The 21443-nt window shown below is 65.3% G+C and carries 22 protein-coding genes; 18 read left to right on the top strand and 4 right to left on the bottom strand.

What is annotated here, in order from left to right:
- Positions 1-109 precede the first annotated feature (109 nt).
- From fabD to nagZ, 18 genes are all read left to right on the top strand, one after another.
- The gene (gene fabD / locus E1N52_RS15440) at positions 110-1048 is read left to right on the top strand and encodes an ACP S-malonyltransferase (protein WP_133183610.1); all 939 of its coding nucleotides are present in this window, start codon (positions 110-112) and stop codon (positions 1046-1048) included.
- A gap of 34 nt (positions 1049-1082) precedes the next feature.
- Entirely contained in the window at positions 1083-1832 is a 750-nt protein-coding gene (fabG, locus tag E1N52_RS15435; protein ID WP_133183608.1) for a 3-oxoacyl-ACP reductase FabG, read from the top strand.
- Between the two features lie 167 nt (positions 1833-1999).
- Positions 2000-2239: an acyl carrier protein gene (gene acpP, locus E1N52_RS15430; protein WP_004197638.1), complete on the top strand. Its 240-nt coding sequence runs from the start codon at positions 2000-2002 to the stop codon at positions 2237-2239.
- 191 nt (positions 2240-2430) lie between these two features.
- Entirely contained in the window at positions 2431-3672 is a 1242-nt protein-coding gene (fabF, locus tag E1N52_RS15425; RefSeq protein ID WP_133183606.1) for a beta-ketoacyl-ACP synthase II, read from the top strand.
- The gene (locus E1N52_RS15420; protein ID WP_246089076.1) at positions 3669-4166 is read left to right on the top strand and encodes a protein YgfX; all 498 of its coding nucleotides are present in this window, start codon (positions 3669-3671) and stop codon (positions 4164-4166) included. Before fabF ends, E1N52_RS15420 begins: the two co-directional genes overlap by 4 nt.
- A gap of 113 nt (positions 4167-4279) precedes the next feature.
- Positions 4280-4879, top strand: a complete 600-nt coding sequence (rpoE, locus tag E1N52_RS15415) for an RNA polymerase sigma factor RpoE (protein WP_027795258.1) — start codon at positions 4280-4282, stop codon at positions 4877-4879.
- 90 nt (positions 4880-4969) lie between these two features.
- Positions 4970-5611, top strand: a complete 642-nt coding sequence (locus E1N52_RS15410; RefSeq protein WP_133183605.1) for a sigma-E factor negative regulatory protein — start codon at positions 4970-4972, stop codon at positions 5609-5611.
- A gap of 5 nt (positions 5612-5616) precedes the next feature.
- A complete protein-coding gene (locus E1N52_RS15405; protein WP_133183725.1) occupies positions 5617-6678 on the top strand; it encodes a MucB/RseB C-terminal domain-containing protein in 1062 nt (353 codons plus the stop codon).
- A 24-nt stretch (positions 6679-6702) separates the two neighbouring features.
- Complete coding sequence (locus tag E1N52_RS15400) at positions 6703-8208, top strand: DegQ family serine endoprotease (protein WP_133183603.1); 1506 nt, start codon at positions 6703-6705, stop codon at positions 8206-8208.
- A gap of 17 nt (positions 8209-8225) precedes the next feature.
- The gene (locus E1N52_RS15395) at positions 8226-8549 is read left to right on the top strand and encodes a glutaredoxin family protein (RefSeq protein ID WP_133183601.1); all 324 of its coding nucleotides are present in this window, start codon (positions 8226-8228) and stop codon (positions 8547-8549) included.
- A gap of 175 nt (positions 8550-8724) precedes the next feature.
- Positions 8725-10518, top strand: a complete 1794-nt coding sequence (gene lepA, locus E1N52_RS15390) for a translation elongation factor 4 (protein ID WP_133183599.1) — start codon at positions 8725-8727, stop codon at positions 10516-10518.
- Positions 10519-10551: 33 nt separating this feature from the next.
- Positions 10552-11448 carry a signal peptidase I gene (lepB, locus tag E1N52_RS15385; protein ID WP_133183597.1) on the top strand — a complete coding sequence of 299 codons (897 nt, stop codon included), beginning with the start codon at positions 10552-10554 and terminating at the stop codon, positions 11446-11448.
- Positions 11449-11668: 220 nt separating this feature from the next.
- Positions 11669-12838 carry a ribonuclease III gene (gene rnc, locus E1N52_RS15380; RefSeq protein ID WP_133183595.1) on the top strand — a complete coding sequence of 390 codons (1170 nt, stop codon included), beginning with the start codon at positions 11669-11671 and terminating at the stop codon, positions 12836-12838.
- A 54-nt stretch (positions 12839-12892) separates the two neighbouring features.
- Complete coding sequence (gene era, locus E1N52_RS15375; protein WP_133183594.1) at positions 12893-13798, top strand: GTPase Era; 906 nt, start codon at positions 12893-12895, stop codon at positions 13796-13798.
- Positions 13799-13816: 18 nt separating this feature from the next.
- Positions 13817-14830: a DNA repair protein RecO gene (gene recO / locus E1N52_RS15370; RefSeq protein ID WP_246089075.1), complete on the top strand. Its 1014-nt coding sequence runs from the start codon at positions 13817-13819 to the stop codon at positions 14828-14830.
- Entirely contained in the window at positions 14827-15591 is a 765-nt protein-coding gene (pdxJ, locus tag E1N52_RS15365; protein ID WP_133183593.1) for a pyridoxine 5'-phosphate synthase, read from the top strand. Before recO ends, pdxJ begins: the two co-directional genes overlap by 4 nt.
- 55 nt (positions 15592-15646) lie before the next feature.
- Positions 15647-16045 carry a holo-ACP synthase gene (gene acpS, locus E1N52_RS15360; RefSeq protein WP_069262930.1) on the top strand — a complete coding sequence of 133 codons (399 nt, stop codon included), beginning with the start codon at positions 15647-15649 and terminating at the stop codon, positions 16043-16045.
- Positions 16046-16089: 44 nt separating this feature from the next.
- Positions 16090-17130 carry a beta-N-acetylhexosaminidase gene (gene nagZ / locus E1N52_RS15355; protein ID WP_133183592.1) on the top strand — a complete coding sequence of 347 codons (1041 nt, stop codon included), beginning with the start codon at positions 16090-16092 and terminating at the stop codon, positions 17128-17130.
- Positions 17131-17221: 91 nt separating this feature from the next.
- On the opposite strand, the gene E1N52_RS15350 is transcribed toward nagZ, so the two are convergent.
- The 4 genes from E1N52_RS15350 to earP all read right to left on the bottom strand — a co-directional run bounded on the left by E1N52_RS15350 (position 17222) and on the right by earP (position 21371).
- Entirely contained in the window at positions 17222-18607 is a 1386-nt protein-coding gene (locus tag E1N52_RS15350; RefSeq protein WP_133183591.1) for a sigma-54-dependent transcriptional regulator, read from the bottom strand.
- A gap of 336 nt (positions 18608-18943) precedes the next feature.
- Complete coding sequence (locus E1N52_RS15345) at positions 18944-19153, bottom strand: CsbD family protein (RefSeq protein WP_028206671.1); 210 nt, start codon at positions 19151-19153, stop codon at positions 18944-18946.
- A gap of 304 nt (positions 19154-19457) precedes the next feature.
- Positions 19458-20015 carry an elongation factor P gene (efp, locus tag E1N52_RS15340; RefSeq protein ID WP_133183590.1) on the bottom strand — a complete coding sequence of 186 codons (558 nt, stop codon included), beginning with the start codon at positions 20013-20015 and terminating at the stop codon, positions 19458-19460.
- A 171-nt stretch (positions 20016-20186) separates the two neighbouring features.
- Complete coding sequence (gene earP, locus E1N52_RS15335; RefSeq protein ID WP_133183589.1) at positions 20187-21371, bottom strand: elongation factor P maturation arginine rhamnosyltransferase EarP; 1185 nt, start codon at positions 21369-21371, stop codon at positions 20187-20189.
- Positions 21372-21443: the final 72 nt, after the last annotated feature.

Raw genomic sequence — 21443 nt, 5'->3', positions numbered from 1 at the left:
TCTCGCGCTCCCGCAGCCGGTCCTGGCGCACGACGAACACGTCGCGCGCAGCCGGCGGCGGTCCATCCGAGCGCATTGCCCACCCGTATTGATCGAATTTGGGGACGTTATGAAATTCGCGTTCGTTTTTCCCGGACAAGGCTCGCAGGCCGTCGGCATGCTCGACGCCTTTGCCGATAACGCCGTCGTGCGCGAGACGCTGCAAGAAGCGTCCGACGCGCTGGGCCAGGACCTCGGCAAGCTGATCGCCGAAGGCCCCGCTGAAGAACTCAATCTCACCACCAACACCCAGCCGGTCATGCTCACCGCCGCCTACGCCGTTTATCGCGCGTGGCAGCAGGCGGGCGGGCCTCTGCCTGCCATCGTCGCGGGCCACAGCCTCGGCGAATACACGGCGCTCGTCGCCGCCGGCGTGCTCGCATTCCGCGACGCCGTGCCGCTCGTGCGTTTTCGTGCGCAGGCGATGCAAAGCGCGGTGCCGGTGGGCGAGGGCGGCATGGCCGCCGTGCTCGGTCTCGACGACGACACCGTGCGCGCAGTCTGCACGGAAGCCGCTGCTGCGAGCGGCGGCGTGGTCGAAGCGGTGAACTTCAACGCGCCGGCGCAGGTCGTGATCGCGGGCCACAAGGGCGCGGTCGAGAAGGCCTGTGAAATCGCCAAGGCGAAGGGCGCCAAGCGCGCGCTGCCGCTGCCGGTTTCGGCGCCGTTCCACTCGTCGCTGCTCAAGCCCGCCTCGGACCAGCTGCGCGACTACCTCGCGAACGTCACGCTGAACGCACCGCAAATTCCGGTGGTGAACAACGTCGACGTGGCATTCGAGACCGACCCCGCGAAGATCCGCGACGCGCTCGTGCGCCAGGCCGCGGGCGCCGTGCGCTGGGTCGAGTGCGTGCAGGCCATCGCGGCGCAAGGCGCGACGCACGTGGTCGAATGCGGTCCGGGCAAGGTGCTTGCGGGCCTCACCAAGCGTATCGACGGCAACCTGGTCGGCGCCTCGGTGCTCGATCCGAAGTCGCTCGACGAGGCGCTCGCGCTTCTGAAGGCCTGAGCGAATACGCCACCACCGATAACGGATTCAAACGATGGAAAAGACTCTCGACAATCAAGCCGCGATCGTCACCGGCGCCACGCGCGGCATCGGCCGCGCGATCGCGCTGGAACTGGCGCGCCAGGGCGCGACGGTGATCGGCACGGCAACGAGCGAAGCCGGCGCGCAGGCCATCTCGGCCGCCTTCGAAGAAGCGGGCCTCAAGGGCCGCGGCGCAGTGCTCAACGTGAACGACGCGGCAGCGGCGGAAGCGCTCATCGACGCAACGGTCAAGGAATTCGGCGGTCTTGCGATCCTCGTCAATAATGCGGGCATCACGCAGGACAACCTGGCGATGCGCATGAAGGACGACGAGTGGGACTCGGTCATCGACACCAACCTGAAGTCGGTCTTCCGCCTCTCGCGCGCCGTGCTGCGCCCGATGATGAAGGCGAAGGGCGGCCGCATCATCAACATCACCTCGGTGGTGGGCTCGTCGGGCAACCCGGGCCAGGCCAACTACGCCGCCGCCAAGGCCGGCGTGGCGGGCATGACGCGCGCGCTCGCACGCGAGATCGGCAGCCGCGGCATCACCGTGAACTGCGTCGCGCCCGGTTTCATCGACACCGACATGACGAAGGACCTGCCGGCGGAGCAGCAAGCCGCGCTCAAGCAGCAGATTCCGCTGGGCCGCCTCGGCAGCCCGGACGACATCGCGCATGCGGTCGCGTTCCTCGCGTCGCCGCAGGCGGCCTATATCACGGGCACGACGTTGCACGTGAACGGCGGCATGTATATGTCTTAACCGGATTCAGGTACTATCCGCGCCTTGATGCGCTTGATGCAAAACATTGCGCAAGCGCCGTCGCGGATAGCCTTCCGGAACCTTGAGCGCCGCTTTTCAGCCAGGTCAAACCTGATAAAATGCGCGCACTCGCATTCATGAGCTAACTTTTTTCCCTTGGAGGGGTAATGGACAACATCGAACAGCGCGTCAAGAAGATCGTCGCCGAGCAACTGGGCGTCGCCGAAGCTGAAATCAAGAACGAAGCTTCGTTCGTGAACGATCTGGGCGCCGACTCGCTCGACACCGTCGAACTGGTCATGGCTCTCGAAGACGAGTTCGGCATGGAAATCCCGGACGAGGAAGCCGAGAAGATCACGACGGTTCAGCAAGCGATCGACTACGCTCGCGCGAACGTCAAGGCTTAAGCGCCAGATTCCCGCCTGGGCCGCGCAACGCAGTGCGCTGGCGGCCCGCGAGGACGCTCGCCCGTGAAACCGCATACGCCTGCCGCACTCGCTGCGGGGCATCTGCCGGTCAACTAGCCACAGGGCTCACAGGAGCATTTCCTGTGGCCTCTGTGGCTTTTGTTTTTGTCATCTATGGATAAGGGGTTACCGTGAGCCGTCGTCGAGTTGTTGTTACAGGCCTGGGGCTGATTTCGCCTGTTGGCAATAATGTTGCCGACGGCTGGGCCAATCTGGTCGCCGGGAAGTCCGGCATCGCCAACATCACGAAGTTCGACGCTACGAACTTCTCGACCCGTTTTGCCGGCGAAGTGAAGGGCTTCAACGTCGAAGACTACATGCCGGCGAAAGAAGCGCGCCATATGGATACGTTCATCCATTACGGCATCGCGGCGGGCATGCAGGCGATCAAGGACAGCGGTCTCGAAGTCACCGAAGCGAACGCGGAACGGATCGGCGTGAACGTCGGCTCGGGCATCGGCGGTCTGCCGATGATCGAAGTCACGCAAACCGAACTGCTCAACCGCGGCCCGCGCCGCATCTCGCCGTTCTTCGTGCCGGCCTCGATCATCAACATGATCTCGGGCCATCTGTCGATCAAGTACGGCCTCAAAGGCCCGAATCTGGCGATGGTCACGGCCTGCACGACCGGCCTGCACTGCATCGGCGAAGCCTCGCGTCTGATTGAATACGGCGACTGCGACGTGATGATCGCGGGCGGTGCGGAATCGACCGTGTCGCCGCTCGGTATCGGCGGCTTCGCGGCGGCGCGCGCTCTGTCGCAGCGCAACGACGATCCGGCGACGGCCAGCCGTCCATGGGACAAGGACCGTGACGGCTTCGTGCTCGGCGAAGGCGCTGGCGTGATGGTGCTCGAAGAGTACGAACACGCGAAGGCGCGCGGCGCGAAGATCTACGCGGAAATCGGCGGCTACGGCATGAGCGGCGATGCGTATCACATGACCGCTCCGCTGGAAGACGGCGACGGTGCACGCCGCTGCATGATCGCCGCGATGAAGAACGCGGGCGTCAACACCAGCGAAGTGAACTGGCTGAGCGCGCACGGCACGTCCACGCCGCTCGGCGACCTCGCGGAAACCACGGCGATCAAGCGCGCCTTCGGCGACCACGCGAAAGACATCGTCGTGAACTCCACGAAGTCGATGACGGGTCACCTGCTGGGTGGCGCGGGCGGCCTCGAGTCGGTGTTCACCGTGCTGGCCGTGCACAACCAGGTGTCGCCGCCGACGATCAACATCTTCAACCAGGATCCGGCATGTGACCTGGACTACTGCGCGAACACCGCGCGGGACATGAAGATCGACGTCGCGCTGAAGAACTCGTTCGGGTTCGGCGGCACCAACGGCACGCTCGTCTTCAAGCGCCACGCTTGATCCCACACGACGAGACAGCGGCCGCGCCGAAAGCTTCGGCCGGCCGCGTTGCTCCTGCTTTCCCCTCGCGGCGCGCGGGCGCGCCGCTTCTTGCCCTGCGCTCTTCCGTCGCGCTGCAACTGCTCGTTGCCGCGGGCCTGGGCGTGGCCACGGCCGCCGTCTATACGACGCTCGCACCCTGGCTCGGCGTCTGGCAAGCCTTGCCGCTCACGCTGGCGTTCCTCGCGACCGGTGGTCTTGCGGCCGCGGCGTGGCGTCGCAAGCAACCGGCCTTCCTCGAAATCGGGTCAGATTTTCTCGCGGCCTGGTCGGGCGATGGCGCCTGCCTCGCGGCCGGGCGGCTTGCCGGCGCGTCGCAATGGGGCGCATGGCTGCTCGCGCTTGTCGTGGAGCAGGGCGCACGCCGCACGACGATTCTCGTCGCCGCCGACGCCATTCCGGCAGAAACCTTCCGCATGCTCGCCGTGCGCGCGCGCAGCGCGGCCGGTCGCTGAGCCTCCCTTCGCTGTAAAGCTTGTAACCGCTGTTACTCGCGTAACGTGAGACCGTGGCGAGGACGCTACAATGGTGCCCCCACGTCTACTTCATGTGCTAACGGATTTTTCAGGTGAGCGAAAAAGAAATTGATCAGGTTCTGGTCGAGCGCGTGCAAAAAGGCGACAAGGCCGCGTTCGAGCTCCTGGTCTCGAAATACCACCGCAAGATCATCCGGCTGATCTCGCGCCTCGTGCGGGACCCCGCCGAGGTCGAGGACGTGGCCCAGGACGCGTTTATCAAGGCTTACCGCGCACTACCGCAGTTTCGTGGCGAATCGGCTTTCTATACGTGGTTGTACCGAATTGCTGTCAATACGGCGAAGAACTACCTTGCGACCCAGGGAAGACGCGCGCCGACTTCTACCGAGGCAGATGCAGAAGAAGCGGAAACTTTCTCGGACGCCGATCAACTAAGGGATATCAATACGCCCGAGTCGATGTTGATGAGCAAGCAGATCGCACAGACGGTCAATGCTGCGATGGCGGTTTTACCGGAAGAGCTGCGCACCGCCATTACGCTTCGGGAAATAGAAGGCCTAAGCTACGAAGAAATCGCCGAAATGATGGGGTGCCCGATCGGCACCGTCAGATCGAGAATTTTCCGCGCTCGGGAAGCCATTGCGGCAAAATTGCGTCCGCTGCTGGACACTCCGGAAGGCAAGCGCTGGTAAGAAGAAGAACCAGCTTCGCCCCGGGCGGCGACGCGATTCACCAGAATGAGTTGGTGTCACAGGGACGTCTGTTAGGGAATGGGGAGCATCATGGGTTCGGTCTCGATGCAATCGGTATCAAGCTCGCGCAGCGAGCGTCTGTCCGCCTTCGTCGACGGTGAAGCGTCGGCGCAGGAGCATCTGAACGGAAATTATCTGGAACTCGACGGCGAAGGGCGCGCAGCCTGGTCGGAGTACCACCTGATCGGCGACGTGTTGCGTTCCGACGATCTGGCCCTCAGCCAGGCGGCAAGCCGCGCCTTCATGACGGGTTTCGCGGCGCGCTTCGAAGCGGAGCCGCATCTGCTCGCACCCGCCGCGCTGCCGCAGGCGCAGGCTGGCCGCAATGAGCGCGTGGGCCGTATTCTGGCGCTGCGCCGCCGCGTGATGCCGTCGCTGGCCGTGGCCGCCGCGGCCGCCACGCTCACGTGGATCGTCATGCCGCAAATGCGCGGTGTGGGCATGGCCGGCGCGCCGCAAATCGCCGCTGTGCAGTCGCAGGGCGACGGCGTACAGCGTGTGGCGATGAACACCACGCCGGCGCCTGTTGCAGGCGGTCAGGACGGCAATATCATCCGCGACGCGCGCCTCGACGAATATCTCCAGGCGCACCAGCAGTTTGCGCAGCAGCCGGTCATTTCGGATTCGATGCCGTACATCCGTTCAGCCGCTCTTACCACGCAAGGCCAATAAGTTTGATGCAGACATTGCGGTTGAATAAAAAGACAATCTGGGGGCGGTTGCCGGCATTCCTTTGCTGCGCAGCCGTGATGTTCACCGCTCTGTCTGTCGCCCCGCGTGCCCGCGCGCAAGGCGCGTCCGCGGCCGATGCCGCCACGCGCCAGAGCGCGGCGCAGTTGCTGGACCGCATCCAGCAGGCCGCCCAGCAGCAAAACTACGAAGGCACCTTCGTCTACCAGCGCGGCGAGTTCGTGCAGTCCTCGCGCATCACGCATTACGCCTCGAAGCAGGACGGCGAGTTCGAAAAGCTCGAAAGCCTCGACGGCAAGCCGCGTACGATGCTGCGGCACAACGACGATCTCTATACCTTCGTGCCCGAGCGCAAGCTGCTCGTCGTCGAAAAGCGCCAGAACAAGGACGCTTTCCCGGCGCTGCTTTCTACGAGCGGCGACCAGGTGCTGGGCGTCTACGAGCCGAAGATGCTTGCTAACGACCGCGTGGCAGGCCTCGACAGCCAGGTGATCCAGCTCGACCCGAAGGACAATTTCCGCTTCGCCTACAAGCTGTGGGCGGACGCGAAAACGGGTCTGCTGCTGCGTTCGCAGATGCTCGACCCGTCGAATGGCCAGGTGCTCCAGCAGCTCGCGTTCACGCAGGTGCGCATCGGCGGTCCCGTCGACAAGACGCCTATCGTCAACGGCATCCGCAATATCGAGGGTTGGAACGTGGTGCGCCCGCCGCTCCAGCCGGTCGACATCGAAGCGCAGGGCTGGTCGTTTGGCCAGGCCGCGCCGGGCTTCCAGAAGATTCGCGAAGTGCGCCGGCCGATGGCGGCGCGCGACGCGAGCGATCCGCCCATCCCGGTCGATCAGGCGGTATTCTCTGACGGACTGTCCACGCTTTCCGTCTTTATCGAGCCGGTCAAGAACAACAGTCGCAAGGAAGGCTCGGGCAGCAGTGGCGCGACCCACGTGCTCGTGAAGCGCAACGGCGATTACTTCATCACGTTGCTTGGCGAAGTGCCCCAGACCACGTTGCAGCAGTTCGCGTCTGCCATAGAATACAAGGCTCCCAGGTAACTCCTTCCTTCGGCTGACTTCGATATGACGATTCTCCCGCTGCGCAAATTCTTCGCGGCCGCGGTCGTGGCGGCGTGCCTGCCGTTCGCACCGCACGTGGCATCGGCGGCGCCGGCTGCCAACCTGCCCGACTTCGCCGACCTCGTGGACAAAGTGGGGCCGTCGGTCGTCAATATTCGCACCACTACACGCGTCTCCTCCGCTCAGCGCGGCCTCCCGCCGGGCATGGATCAGGGCGACATGTCGGAATTCTTCCGCCGCTTCTTTGGCATCCCGCTGCCGCAAGGGCCGCAGGGTGGGCAGGGTGGCAGCCAGGGCGGAAGTCCGGGCGGCGGTTCGGACTCCGGCCCGGACAGCGGCAACGACACCGAACAGAACAGCGGCGTCGGCTCGGGTTTCATCCTCTCGAGCGACGGCTATGTGATGACCAACGCGCACGTGGTCGACGACGCGGACAGCATCTACGTGACGCTCACCGACAAGCGCGAATTCAAGGCGAAGCTGATCGGCGTGGACGACCGCACGGACGTTGCCGTCGTGAAGATCCAGGCCGCGAACCTGCCGGCCGTGACGATGGGCGATTCGAACAAGGTGCGGGTGGGCGAGTGGGTCGTGGCGATCGGTTCGCCGTTCGGCCTCGAGAACACCGTGACGGCGGGCATCGTGAGCGCGAAGGGTCGCGACACGGGCGACTATTTGCCGTTCATCCAGACCGACGTGGCCGTGAATCCCGGCAACTCGGGCGGTCCGCTCATCAACATGCAAGGCGAGGTGATCGGCATCAACTCGCAGATCTATAGCCGCACCGGCGGCTTCATGGGCATTTCGTTCGCGATTCCGATCGACGAGGCGATGCGCGTGGCGGATCAGCTCAAGTCCACGGGCAAGGTCACGCGCGGCCGCATTGCGGTGGCCATCGGCGAGGTGACGAAGGACGTGGCCGACTCGCTCGGTCTGCCCAAGGCCCAAGGCGCGCTGGTTTCCAGCGTCGAGCCGGGCGGCCCAGCCGACAAGGCGGGCATCCAGCCGGGCGACATTATCCTGAAGTTCAACGGCACGACCGTCGACGCCGCGACCGACCTGCCGCGCATGGTCGGCGACACGAAGCCGGGCACCAAGGCGACCGTGACGATCTGGCGCAAGGGCGCAACGCGCGATCTGCCGATCACGATCGCGGAGATGCAGACCGACAAGAGCGCGAAGGCCGACCAGAAGAAGGCGCCCGAGCCCAAGCCGCGCGCGATGAACGCGCTCGGTATCGCGGTGGTCGATATCCCCGCCGACCAGCTTGCCCAGCTCAAGATCAAGGGCGGTGCGATGGTGGACTCGGTCGATGGCCCGGCACAGCGCGCCGGCCTGCAGAAGGGCGACATCATCCTGCGCGTGGGCGATACGGATATCACCAGCGCGAAGCAGTTCCAGGACGTGACGGCGCATCTCGACCCGCAGAAGATGGTGGCGGTGCTCGTGCGTCGCGGCGACAACACGCAGTTCGTGCCGCTGCGCCCGCGCGCGCCGGGGCAGAAGTAAAGCCGATGCGCGCGCCCATGCGGTCTTCGTCAGCGGCGCCGGGCGCGCTCGAACGTGCGAGCGCGCACCTCGTGCTGTATGGGCGCGCGTGGTGTCATCTGTGCGAGGAGATGCGCGTGGCGCTCGAGCCGCTCGCCGCTGCGGCGGGCGCCCGGCTCGACGTCGTCGATGTCGATTCGGACCCCGAGCTCCAGGCGCGTTATGACGAGCTCGTGCCGGTGCTCCTTTGCGACGGCATCGAGCTGTGCCACTACCATCTGGATGAAGCGCGTGTGCGCGCTACGCTGGGCCTGGGCCCGGACGCACCGAGCGCGCCGCCGATTCCGCCGGGCGGAGCGTGAAACCTTCGGCCGGCACGCCGCGGGACATCTGCCCCGCGCCATGACACATCCGTTACATCAGCGGACGGTTAGCCTGTGGGACCCCTTTTCGGCTAAAATAGTCCGGTTTTTCATCTGTTTACGAGGCGTGCCCAGCTATCGTTGGGGCGCGCCTTTTTCGCTTGATCGGCACTGAATGGATCATATTCGTAACTTTTCGATCATTGCGCACATCGACCATGGCAAGTCGACGCTCGCCGATCGCATCATCCAGCTGTGCGGCGGCTTGTCCGACCGCGAAATGGAATCGCAGGTGCTCGACTCGATGGATCTCGAGCGCGAGCGCGGCATCACCATCAAGGCGCAGACTGCTGCGCTCACGTACAAGGCGCGTGACGGCAAGGTCTACAACCTGAACCTGATCGACACGCCCGGGCACGTCGACTTCTCCTACGAGGTGAGCCGCTCGCTCTCCGCGTGCGAGGGCGCGTTGCTCGTGGTGGACGCGAGCCAGGGCGTCGAGGCGCAGACGGTGGCGAACTGCTACACCGCGATCGAACTCGGCGTGGAAGTCGTGCCGGTGCTCAACAAGATCGACCTGCCCGCCGCCAACCCCGAGAACGCCATCGAAGAGATCGAGGACGTGATCGGCATCGACGCGACCGACGCCACGCGCTGCAGCGCGAAGACCGGCCTCGGCGTGGAGGACGTGCTCGAAGCGCTCATCGCCAAGGTGCCGCCGCCCGAGGGCGATCCGGAAGCGCCGCTGCAGGCGCTCATCATCGACTCGTGGTTCGACAACTACGTGGGCGTGGTCATGCTCGTGCGTATCGTCAACGGCACGCTGCGTCCGAAGGACAAGATCAAGCTCATGGCCACCGGCGCGCAGTATCCGGTCGAGCACGTCGGCGTGTTCTCGCCGAAGTCGCGCAACCTCGAGCAGCTTTCGGCGGGGCAGGTGGGCTTCATCATCGCCGGCATCAAGGAACTTGCCGCGACCAAGGTGGGCGACACCGTTACGCTCGCGACGAAGCCGGCGGCCGAGCCGCTGCCGGGCTTCAAGGAAGTGAAGCCGCAGGTGTTCGCCGGCCTCTATCCGGTCGAGGCGAACCAGTACGACGCGCTGCGCGAATCGCTCGAAAAGCTCAAGCTCAACGACGCCTCGCTGCAATACGAGCCGGAAGTTTCGCAGGCGCTGGGCTTCGGCTTCCGCTGCGGCTTCCTCGGCCTCCTGCACATGGAAATCGTGCAGGAGCGTCTCGAACGCGAGTTCGACATGGACCTCATCACCACGGCGCCCACCGTGGTGTACGAAGTCGTGCAGGCCGACGGCAGCACGATCAAGGTCGAGAACCCGGCGAAGATGCCCGAGCCCTCAAAGATCGCCGAGGTCCGCGAGCCGATCGTGACCGTGAATCTGTACATGCCGCAGGAGTACGTGGGGTCGGTGATCACGCTTTGTACGCAAAAGCGAGGCAACCAGATCAACATGCAGTACCACGGCCGCCAGGTGCAGCTCACGTACGAAATTCCGATGGCCGAAATCGTGCTCGACTTCTTCGACCGTCTGAAGTCGGTGTCGCGCGGTTATGCGTCGATGGACTACGAGTTCAAGGAGTACCGCAGCTCGGACGTCGTGAAGGTCGACATGCTGATCAACGGTGACAAGGTCGATGCGCTGTCCATCATCGTGCACCGTTCGCAGTCGCAGTATCGCGGCCGCGAAGTCGCGGCGAAGATGCGCGAGATCATTCCGCGCCAGATGTACGACGTGGCCATTCAGGCCGCGATCGGCGCGCACATCATTGCGCGCGAGAACATCAAGGCGCTGCGCAAGAACGTGCTGGCCAAGTGTTACGGCGGCGACATCACGCGTAAGAAGAAGCTGCTCGAAAAGCAGAAGGAAGGCAAGAAGCGGATGAAGCAGGTCGGCTCGGTCGAGATTCCGCAAGAGGCCTTCCTCGCCATCCTTCGTGTCGAAGATAAATAAGTAACGCAAATAAGCCGGACAACGGATCTCTACATGAATTTTGCGCTGATACTCTTTGTGCTCGTCATCTTGACGGGCGTTGCGTGGGTTGCAGACAAACTGGTGTTCATGCCGCGTCGGCGCCTCGCCGCCGATGCGGCGGTCGCGGAGTTCGACCGTCAGCAGGAACGTGTGGGCGAGCGCTTCGCCGATGAAAACGCGCCTGTCACGCGGCAGAACCTGCGCAACGACAAGCTGCGCCAACCGTGGTGGCTCGAGTACACGGCGAGCTTCTTCCCCGTCATCCTGATCGTGTTCCTCGTGCGCTCGTTCGTCGTCGAGCCGTTCAAGATTCCGTCGGGTTCGATGGTGCCGACGCTGCTCGTGGGCGACTTCATCCTCGTGAACAAGTTCGACTACGGCATCCGTCTGCCGATCACGAACACGAAGATCACGCAGGGCCGCCCGCTCGAGCGCGGCGACGTGGTCGTGTTCCGCTATCCGAAGGATGAGTCGGTCGACTACATCAAGCGTGTGATCGGCCTGCCGGGCGACGTGGTCTCCTATCAGGACAAGCAGCTCACGATCAACGGCAAGCCGGTGCCGGAAGTGCCGCAGGGCGACTTCTTCGACGAAGAGCGCATTGGCTATGCGAAGCAGTTCACCGAAGACCTCGGCAACGGCCGCAAGAACAACATCCTCAACAACCCGGCGGTGCCGCCGTTCATCGTGGGCGCAGAGGACTATCCGTATCGCGACAACTGCCAGTACAACGCGCGCGGTGTGATCTGCAAGGTGCCGGCGGGCCATTACTTCATGATGGGCGACAACCGCGACAACAGCGCGGACAGCCGCTACTGGGGCTTCGTGCCCGACGCGAACATCGTGGGCCGCGCGTTCTTCATCTGGATGAACTTCAGCAACCTGCGTCGCATCGGTTCGTTCGAGTAATTCGTGTTTGGTCGACGTGCGACGCACGTCGAGCACGCGCGCGAAAGAGGCATAGAAGCAGCAGCAAAAAGCGTATGCGCGAGCACGAGTCTCACTCGCATCACGCGCATCGCATCTTCGCGCGCTACTTGAAGAATCCTCGGTAACGTCGCTTCGTCACGGTTTTTCGCCCGCCGCCCCCTGTTTTCGCCGGGGGCGGCGGGCGCGTTATACTCTCCCCATGCCCCAATCTCCGTTGGAAAGCCGTTTGCGCTACGAATTTCGCAATGCGGAATTGCTGCGCCAGGCTTTAACCCACCGCAGTCACAGTGCCACGCATAACGAACGCCTCGAGTTCCTCGGTGATTCGGTTCTGAATTGCGCGGTGGCTGCCCTATTGTTCCAACGTTTTGGCAAGCTGGACGAAGGCGACCTCTCGCGCGTGCGCGCGAACCTGGTCAAGCAGCAGTCGCTCTATGAGATCGCTCAGGCCCTCAATATTGCCGACGGCCTGCGCCTCGGCGAAGGCGAGTTGCGCAGCGGCGGCTTCCGCCGCCCGTCGATCCTCGCTGACGCGCTGGAGGCGATCTTCGGGGCGATCTTCCTCGACGGCGGCTTCGACGCTGCCCAGACGGTCATCAAGCGCCTCTACGTGCCGATCCTCGATCACATCGATCCGCGCACGCTTGGCAAGGATTCCAAGACGCTGCTGCAGGAATACCTGCAGGGTCACAAGATCGCGCTGCCGACCTACACGGTCGTCGCGACGCATGGTGCGGCGCACAATCAGCAGTTCGAAGTCGAGTGCACGGTGCCGAAGCTCGACGTGAAGGTGTCGGGTTCGGGTGCGAGCCGTCGCGCGGCGGAGCAGGCCGCGGCGAAGAAGGCGCTCGACGAGGTCATGGCCGCGGCGCCCGCGCTCGTTGCGAAGCCGCGCCGCTCGAAGGGCGCGCGTGCGCCCAAACCGGAACCCGAGGTCGTCCCCGGCGTGACCGGCGTGCAGGGCGCGCTCGATCTGCGCTCGCCGGAACGCCGTGAGCGCGCCTCGGCGCGTGCCGATCGTCCGGCGCAAACCGCGGCAGCCGAAGGCGCGCCGCTCGCGGTGATTCGCGCGGCGCACGTCCAGGAGCGTCCGGCGGAGAAGGACAAACCGGCTGAAAAGCCCGCGGAGAAGGCCGAACGCGGTGCGGACAAGGCCAGCGACAAGCCCGCCGACAAGGCCACGGGTTTCGACGCCGTGCCGAGCGCCGGTTCCATCGGCCACCGTTCGGCCGCGGTGAAAACCGAAGCGGCGTTGCGCACCGTCGAGCGCGCGCAAACCGCAACGACCGGCAGCACCAGCACCGATGCCGGGACGCATGCCGAAGCCACGGCGGCCATTCCCGTGCGCGCGGCCGATGCCGGCCACTGATTCCACCGAGGCGCGCCGCGAGCGCGCCTCCCGTTTTTCTATTCCGGTCCGATCATGAACGCTCCCACTTCCACTCCTGCCGGTTTCCGTTGCGGCATGGTCGCGATCGTCGGCCGTCCGAACGTTGGCAAATCGACGCTGATGAACGCGCTGGTCGGCCAGAAGATCAGCATCACGTCGCGCAAGGCGCAGACCACGCGCCATCGCATCACCGGCATCAACACGATCGACGACGCGCAGTACATCTTCGTCGACACGCCCGGTTTCCAGACGCGCCACAGCACGGCGCTCAACCGCTCGCTGAATCGCGCGGTGACCTCCACGCTCAGCTCGGTCGATGCCGTGCTGTTCGTGATCGAGGCCGGCAAGTTCGGTCCCGACGATCAGAAAGTGCTCGACCTGATTCCCCCGAATGCGCCCACGATCCTGATCGCCAACAAGATCGACCGCGTGACCGACAAGGGCACGCTGTATCCGTTCATCCAGCAGGTGCAGGGTCTGCGCGAGTTCCGCGAGATCGTGCCGCTTTCGGCAAATAACCCGGACGACATCAAGCGCCTGCTCGCGACGCTCAAGCCGTATCTGCCCGAAGGCGAGCCGATCTACGGCGAGGACGACCTCACCGATCGCAGCGAGCGCTTCCTCGCAGCCGAAATCCTGCGCGAGAAAGTGTTCCGCTGGACCGGCGACGAACTGCCGTACACGAGCACCGTGCTGATCGACAAGTTCGAGCAGGAAGGGCGGCTGCGCCGCGTCTTCGCGACGATTCTCGTCGAGCGCGACACGCAGAAGGCGATGGTGATCGGCCAGAAGGGCGCGAAGCTCAAGCAGATCAGCACCGAGGCGCGACTCGACATGGAGAAGCTGTTCGACGGTCCCGTCTACCTCGAAACCTTCGTGAAGGTGAAGAGCGGCTGGGCCGACAACGAAGCCGGGCTGCGCGCCTACGGTTACGAGTAAGCACGACGGGCACCGCGTATGAGTGACGGCGCAGCCGGAACCCTGCACGACGACTGGCCCGCGCACGATGACGCGCAGGCCGACGAGGCATTCGCACCGGGCGAAGCGCCCGAATCCCGCGGCGCGCGGCGCTCGTCCGCGAAAAGCACCCAAAGCGCGACGAGCACACGAAGCACGAAGGTGAGCAAAGGCGCCGCCACGCGCAACGCGATGACCGAAGGCGCCGACGCCACGCTCGAAGGCCGCACCGAATCTCGCAGCGGCCGCAAGACCACCGCGCGCTCGCAATTGCCGCGCGCGTCGCGCAGCACGACCCCCGATTACCGCATCGCCGAGCAGCCGGCTTTCGTGCTGCACAGCTATCCGTACCGCGAGACGAGCCTCATCATCGATGTGCTCTCGCGCGATCACGGCCGCGTCGCACTCGTCGCGAAGGGCGCGAAGCGTCCGCATTCGGCGTTGCGCGGCGTGCTGCAAACCTTCCAGCCGCTCGCGCTTTCGTGGACCGGCAAGGGCGAGGTGCGCACGCTCACAGGCGCCGAGTGGGTCGGCGGCATGTTGCCGCTGACCGGCGACGCGCTGCTGTGCGGCTTCTACGTGAACGAGCTGCTCGTGAAGTTCATCGCGCGCGAAGACCCGCACCCCGAACTCTTTCGCCACTACGTCGTGACGCTCACGCGTCTCGCACACGACGAGCCGCCCGTGCAGGTGCTGCGCTCGTTCGAGCGCGTGCTGCTGCGGGAGGCGGGCTATGCGCTAGCACTCAACCGCACCGTGAACCGCAAGACCGTAGTGGCCGAAGGGCGCTACGTGTTCGATCCGGAACGTGGCGTGCGCGAAGCATCGGATGAATGGCCTTCTCAATGGCCCAGGCTTTCGGGTCAGACGTTGCTCGACATGGAAGAGGACGATTACCATCGACCCCAGACGGTTGCGCAGAGCAAGGCGCTCATGCGCTTCCTGCTGAACACTTACCTTGGCGGCACGCCGCTCGCGACGCGCCAGATTCTGATCGACTTGCAGAACCTATGAGCTTCTTTCTCACTTCGCCCAACGTGATCGACCTCGGTGTGAACATCGACCACGTCGCCACGCTGCGCAACGCGCGCGGCACCGCTTATCCCGATCCGATCCGCGCGGCGCTTCTCGCCGAAGAGGCGGGCGCAGACGCGATCACGCTGCACCTGCGCGAGGATCGCCGCCATATCGTCGACGCTGACGTGCGCGCGCTGCGCCCGCAGCTGAAAACGCGCATGAACCTCGAATGCGCGGTGACAGCCGAGATGCTCGACATCGCGTGCGAGATCAAGCCGCACGACGTTTGCCTCGTGCCCGAAAAGCGCGCTGAGCTGACGACCGAAGGCGGCCTCGACGTCGCGGGCCACTTCGACGCCGTTGCCGCCGCCTGCCGTCAGCTTGCCGATGCGGGCTGCCGCGTCTCGCTCTTCATCGACCCGGACGAAACGCAGATCCGTGCGGCGCACGAAACGGGCGCGCCCGTGATCGAGCTGCACACGGGCCGCTACGCCGAAGCGCACGACGCCGGCGAACAGGAGCGCGAATACGAGCGCGTGGTCACCGGCGTGAACTGCGGCAACAGCCTCGGACTGAAGGTGAACGCCGGCCACGGTCTGCACTACACGAACGTGCAGCAGATCGCGGCCATCGACGGCATCGTCGAGCTGAACATCGGCCACGCGATCGTTGCGCACGCAATTTTCGCGGGCTGGGAAAACGCGGTGCGCGAAATGAAGGCGATCATGGTTGCGGCGCGCCTCGGCACACGCGGCTGACTGCTACCCCGCGCCATCGCGCCGCGCGCAATCGACAGACATCGACGGGAGTCTCATGGCGATCTACGGTATCGGCACCGACATCATCCAGGTGAGCCGCGTGGCGGCGGTCATGGAGCGCACCAACGGGCGCTTCGCGCCGCGCGTGCTCGGCCCGGACGAACTCGCCGTCTATGAGGCGCGCAAGGCGCGCTCGGCGGCGCGGGGTCTCGCGTATCTGTGCACGCGGTTCTCCGCGAAAGAGGCGTTCTCGAAAGCGATCGGCCTCGGCATGCGCATGCCGATGACCTGGCGCGCCATGCAGACCCTCAACGAGCCGGGCGGCCGTCCGGTGATCGTCGCTTCGGGCGAACTCGCGCGGTGGCTCGACGAACGCGGTATCACGGCGCGCGTGAGCATCACCGACGAGCATGACTACGCGGTGTCGTTCGTGGTTGCGGAAATCAACGGCTGATATCTATCGCCGTGCGTCGCGCGGCATCTACGCAAAACTCATCGATGAAGAATAATCCCGGGCCAGTAATGCTCGACGTGGTCGGCACCACGCTGAACGACGACGACGTGCGCCGCCTCGCGCACCCGATGACGGGCGGCGTGATCCTGTTCGCGCGCCACTACGAAAACCGCGCGCAGCTCGTCGCGCTGACCGACGCCATCCGCTCGGTGCGCGAGGACCTGCTGATCGCCGTCGACCATGAAGGCGGCCGCGTGCAGCGCTTTCGCACCGACGGCTTCACGGTACTGCCCGCCATGGGGCGCCTCGGCGCGTTGTGGGACAAGGACGTGCTGCTCGCCACCAAGCTCGCGACGGCAGTGGGCTACATCCTCGCGAGCGAGCTGCGCGCGTGCGGCATCGATCTCTCGTTCACGCCGGTGCTCGATCTCGGCTACGGCCAGTCGAAGGTGGTGGGCGATCGCGCGTTCCATCGCGATCCGCGCGTCGTCACGCTGCTCGCCAAGAGCCTCAATCACGGGCTTTCGCTCGCCGGCATGGCCAATTGCGGCAAGCATTTCCCGGGTCATGGCTTCGCGACGGCGGACTCGCACGTCGCGGTGCCCGTCGACGAGCGTCCGCTCGAAGCGATCCTCGGCGAAGATGCGCAGCCTTACGACTGGCTCGGTCTGTCGCTCACGGCCGTGATGCCGGGGCACGTGATTTATCCGAAGGTCGATTCGAAGCCCGCGGGCTTTTCGCGCACCTGGGTCGAGGAAGTGCTGCGCAAGCGGCTGCGCTTCACGGGCGCGATCTTTAGCGACGACCTCTCGATGGAGGCCGCACGCCAGGGCGGTACGCTCACCGAAGGCGCGCGCGCCGCGCTCGAAGCGGGCTGCGACATGGTGCTGATCTGCAATCAGCCGCACGAGGCCGAAAAGGTGCTCGACGCGTTGCGCACCATGGAGCCGCGCCGCGCGGCCAAGGCTTCGGGCCTGCGCATCAGGCGCATGCGCGCGCGCGGCAAGCCGCAGCGCTGGGACAGGATGGTGGCGGACCCGGGGTACATCGAGGCGCAGGCATTACTGCGCAGCGTGCTGCCCTGACGCCCTGATTGCCGCATCGGTGCAATGAAAAAAGGCTGTCCTTCGGAAACGAAGGGCAGCCCTTTTTACAACGTGCGTGAGCGATGCGGGTTTAGTTCAGCCGCATGCGCTGCAGCTTGTTGTAGAGCGTCTTGGGGCTGATGCCGAGCAGCGACGCGGCGCGGTGCCGCGTGCCGCCCACGGCGTCGAGCGTCGCGCGGATCAGCATTTCCTCCACGTCGGCGAGCGGCGTGCCCACGGTGACCTGCACGCGGCCTCCGTTCATCTCGCGCGGGCCCGCGCCGCTGCTTTCCTCGGCCTGCAGCGTTTCGAGCACCTCGCCCGAGGCGTGCCACGCGCGCCTCACGCGCTCGTGCAGTTCGCGTACATTGCCGGGCCAGTCATATGCGAGGCACTCGCGGATGAACGAGGGCGCGACGAGCCGCGTCGCGCCGGCCAGACCGTGCGCCTGGGCTTCCTGATTGAGTTCGTCGATGCACGCGAGCGCGAGCAGGGCGGCGTCGTCGTCGCGCTCTCGCAGCGGCGGCAACTGGATCGCCGCGGCATCGAGGCGCAGCCACAGATCGTCGTGCAGCGCGCCCTGCTGGACGGCTTCGCGCGGTACCGCACGGGTTGCCGCGATCAGGCGGAAATCGGTGCCCACCTCGCTGTTGCCGCCCACGCGCATGAAGGTCTGCGAATCGAGCGCGCGCAGCAGCGTTTCCTGCTGCTCGCGCGGCAGATCGGTCAGTTCGTCGATGAAGAGCGTGCCGCCGCTCGCCTGATCGACGAGACCCGGCTCGCGCTGTTCCGCACCCGTGAACGCACCGCGCTCGTGGCCGAACAGCACGCTCGCAAGCGGCCGGCCCGCGGCCGCCTCGGCCACGAGCGAACGCGCGTCGCACACGATGAACGGCCCCTTGCGGCGGCGGCTCAGCTGGTGCAGCGTGCGCGCGGCGACTTCCTTGCCTGTGCCGGCTTCGCCGTGCACGAGCAGCGCCGCTTCGGTGGGCGCGAGCTGTTCGAGCGTGTCGTAGACATGCTGGATCGCGCTGCTGCGGCCGAGCATCGGCCCGAAGTGGCCCATCTTGCGCAGTGTCGCGCGCAGCGCGCTGACCTCCTCGGTCAGCTCGTAGGGACGCGGAATGCGCGCGAGCAGGCTGCGCAGGCGCGGAATGTTGACGGGCTTGAGCAGATAGTCCCAGATGCCGTGGCGCAGGCCTTCGATCGCGCTTTCGACCGTGGCGTTGCCGGTCATCACGATCACCGGCAGCGCGCCGCCTGGCGGCTGCGCGGGCAAATGCGGCAGCAACTCGAGGCCGCCGCCGTCGGGCAGGTTCAGGTCGACGAGTACGACGTCGGGGATGAAGCGCGCAAGTGCGGCGCGCGCTTCGGCGAGTGTGGCGGCGGTGTCGACGGAGAACCCGTCGGCCGACAGGATCGCAGAGAGACCTGACAGGCTATTGGGATCGTCTTCGACAATCAGGGCGTGTGGCATGGCGGTAGCGGCTTACGGATGAGCGCAGTCGCGCCGGCGCTGCGCGCGCGGGTAGCGCGTGCGCCCCGGCAGGCAGCCGCGCGGCGCGCGGGAGCGCGGCACGATGCGAAAGATTTCACCGAGATCACGGAGATGTCTCGTAGCAGGGTGTTCAGTTCCGGTCCTCCCAGTTGTGCTGCGCCAGAACGGGGGCGCGACGGCGTTGCCGGGCAGTGAACCGCCGGCGGGGCCGAGCAGCAACGCAAGCCCGAAGCGCCAGGCGCTTTGGCATGCGTGCAACCCCCTGTTTGCCTGCAAGTGGGCGACGGCCGTACCGGCCATGCCGTGGACGGTACGTCAGTCGCGCGGCCGGTGTGCGTCGAACCAGCGGCGCACTTCCAGTTCTGCCTCGTCACGCGTCTTGCCGTAACGTTCCTGGATAAGCCCGGCGAGCCGATCTGCGCGGCCTTCGGCCTTTGCGAGTTCGTCATCCGTCAACTCGCCCCATGCCGCTTTGGCCTTGCCGATCAACTGTTTCCACTTGCCTTCGGCAATGTCGTTATTCATTGTGTTTCTCCTGATAAGGGGAAAGAGTATGGAACGCATGCCCTCTCACCCCACAGCAGAAACCGTGCCGCGGGAGTCACTCTGACCGGTGCGCGCCGCGCTTGCTCGCTGCTTGCCCGCTGAAGACGGCAAGCATGCAATTCGTTGCGCATAACCGGTAAGGTTTTCCGTAGCACTCTCAAACATACACGTTCGGCAAAAAAAGAAAAAGCGCCCCGAGGGGGCGCTTTCATAGCGGTGTCCACCTTTTGCCGCTGGGGCAGGGGCAGGCGCCTTTTGGCCTGACGCTGCCTTCAGGCAGCTTTTAAGCGCGGCTGCGGTACTCGTTCGTACGCGTGTCGATTTCGATCTTGTCGCCGATGTTGCAGAAGAGCGGCACTTGCAGTTCGAAGCCGGTGTTCAGCTTGGCGGTCTTCAGGACCTTGCCCGACGACGTGTCGCCCTTGACGGCCGGTTCCGTGTAGATGATCTCGCGCACCAGCACGGTCGGCAGTTCGACCGAAATGGCCTTCTCGTTGTAGAACACGACTTCGCAGGCCATGCCGTCTTCGAGGTAGTTCAGGGCGTCGCCCATCATCTCGCCTTCGACTTCGAACTGGTTGTAGTCGGCGTCCATGAACACGTACATCGGGTCGGCGAAGTACGAGTACGTCACTTCCTTGCGATCCAGCACGACGACGTCGAACTTGTCGTCCGCCTTGTACACGGTTTCCATGCCCGCGCCGGTCAGCAGGTTCTTGAACTTCATCTTCACGACGGCGGAGTTGCGGCCCGATTTGTTGTATTCGGCCTTCTGCACGACCATTGCGTCGTTACCGATCATCACGACGTTGCCGACGCGGAGTTCCTGTGCGGTCTTCATAGTAAAAAACTGTCCTGTCCAGATTGAGTAGCTTCGAGTGTGCTCGACGGCAAACGTCGCAAGCGGATTCGGTTGATGATGCTGGTGTAGTTGCTGCGACCCTCTTTCATGCATGCACGAAGAGGGTCGCGAAACTCGAAGCGCTTGAGACGGCTGCCGTCGGATAACCGCTTATTTTAACTGACTTTTTGCGAACTCGGCGAGATTTCCGGCGAGATCGCCAACCTGCCCCAGTTCGGCGGCCCAGGCGTTTGCACGCGCCGTGTAGACGGGCAGATGCTGCGCAAAATCGTCCCAGTCCGGCGTGCCGCGGCCATTCCACGCATGCCAGAAGCGTTCGAGCGCGGCGCGCGGCGCCTTCGGCAACGTGCGGCCGTAGTGCGCGAGCGCGGCGTCGAGCTTCGGCAGATGGGCGTCGTCGGCTTGCGGGTAGATGTGCCACACAAACGGTCGTGCGGCCCATTGCGCGCGCACGAACGAGTCCTCGCCGCGCACGAAGTTCAGGTCGCTCGCCCAGAGCAGAGGGTCGTAACCGCGCTGCTCGGTGAACGCCAGCGCGTGCGCGCGCAGCGCGCCGCGTGTGGCCTGCGAGCCTGCCCCGAACGCCGGCTCCCCGAAAAAGCGCGCGAGCGCGCCAGAGATGCGGCCCTCGGGCACGAGCAGGACCACCGGCTTCGCGCCGTCGCGCCATTGCTCCAGCAGCGGGTCGACGGCGGGGTTCTCATAGGCGAAGAGCGAGATCACGGTGGCTTCCGGCCCGGGGAGCGGCACGCCCGTGGCGCGCTGCCACCATGCGGCGCGCTCGTCGGGCGAGCGCTCGAAATCCGCGCGCGCGGCGTCGAGCGTGCGCTCCTTGAGCACGCCCCCCGTGCCGGGCCCGAGGCCGGGAAAGAAGAAGTGCTTGGCGAGCGCGTAGCGCGGGTGAGGCGAGGGGCGCAGATGGAAGTCGGCCACCCAGTCCTCGGCGCTCAGATATTCGAGGTTGAGCCAGACGGGCTTGCGCGCACGCTCGGCCATCGCCGCGACGTAGACGCCCGGCAGCTCGCACGCGAACGCCTCGATCACGACATCGGCGATCTGCAGCGTGTCGCCCGCATGCTCCGGCGCGTGCCAGTGCTCAACGAGTACGCCTTCGACCGATTGCGTGGCGCGGCTCGGGTCGAGCGCGGGGCAGAGCTTCTGAAACGCGTGCAAATCGTCGACGAAGAGGCGCACCTGCCAGCCGTGCTCGTGCGCGAGCTGGCGCGCGAGCCGCCAGCACACGCCGATGTCGCCGAAATTGTCGATGACCGCGCAAAAGAGGTCACAGGCAATGGCGCTATCGCTGGCGGCTGCAGGAGTGTGGGCTTTTGTCATGGGTACGTGCGAGGCGGGGAATCATGAGCGCCATGCCGCAAGCGGGCGCAGAACGCCCGGCCGGCAAGTTCG

It is taken from the genome of Paraburkholderia guartelaensis, assembly GCF_004353905.1.
Lineage (GTDB): Bacteria > Pseudomonadota > Gammaproteobacteria > Burkholderiales > Burkholderiaceae > Paraburkholderia > Paraburkholderia guartelaensis.
The sequence above is the reverse complement of the archived record's forward strand: the minus strand, read 5'-3'. Positions and strand labels throughout refer to the sequence as shown.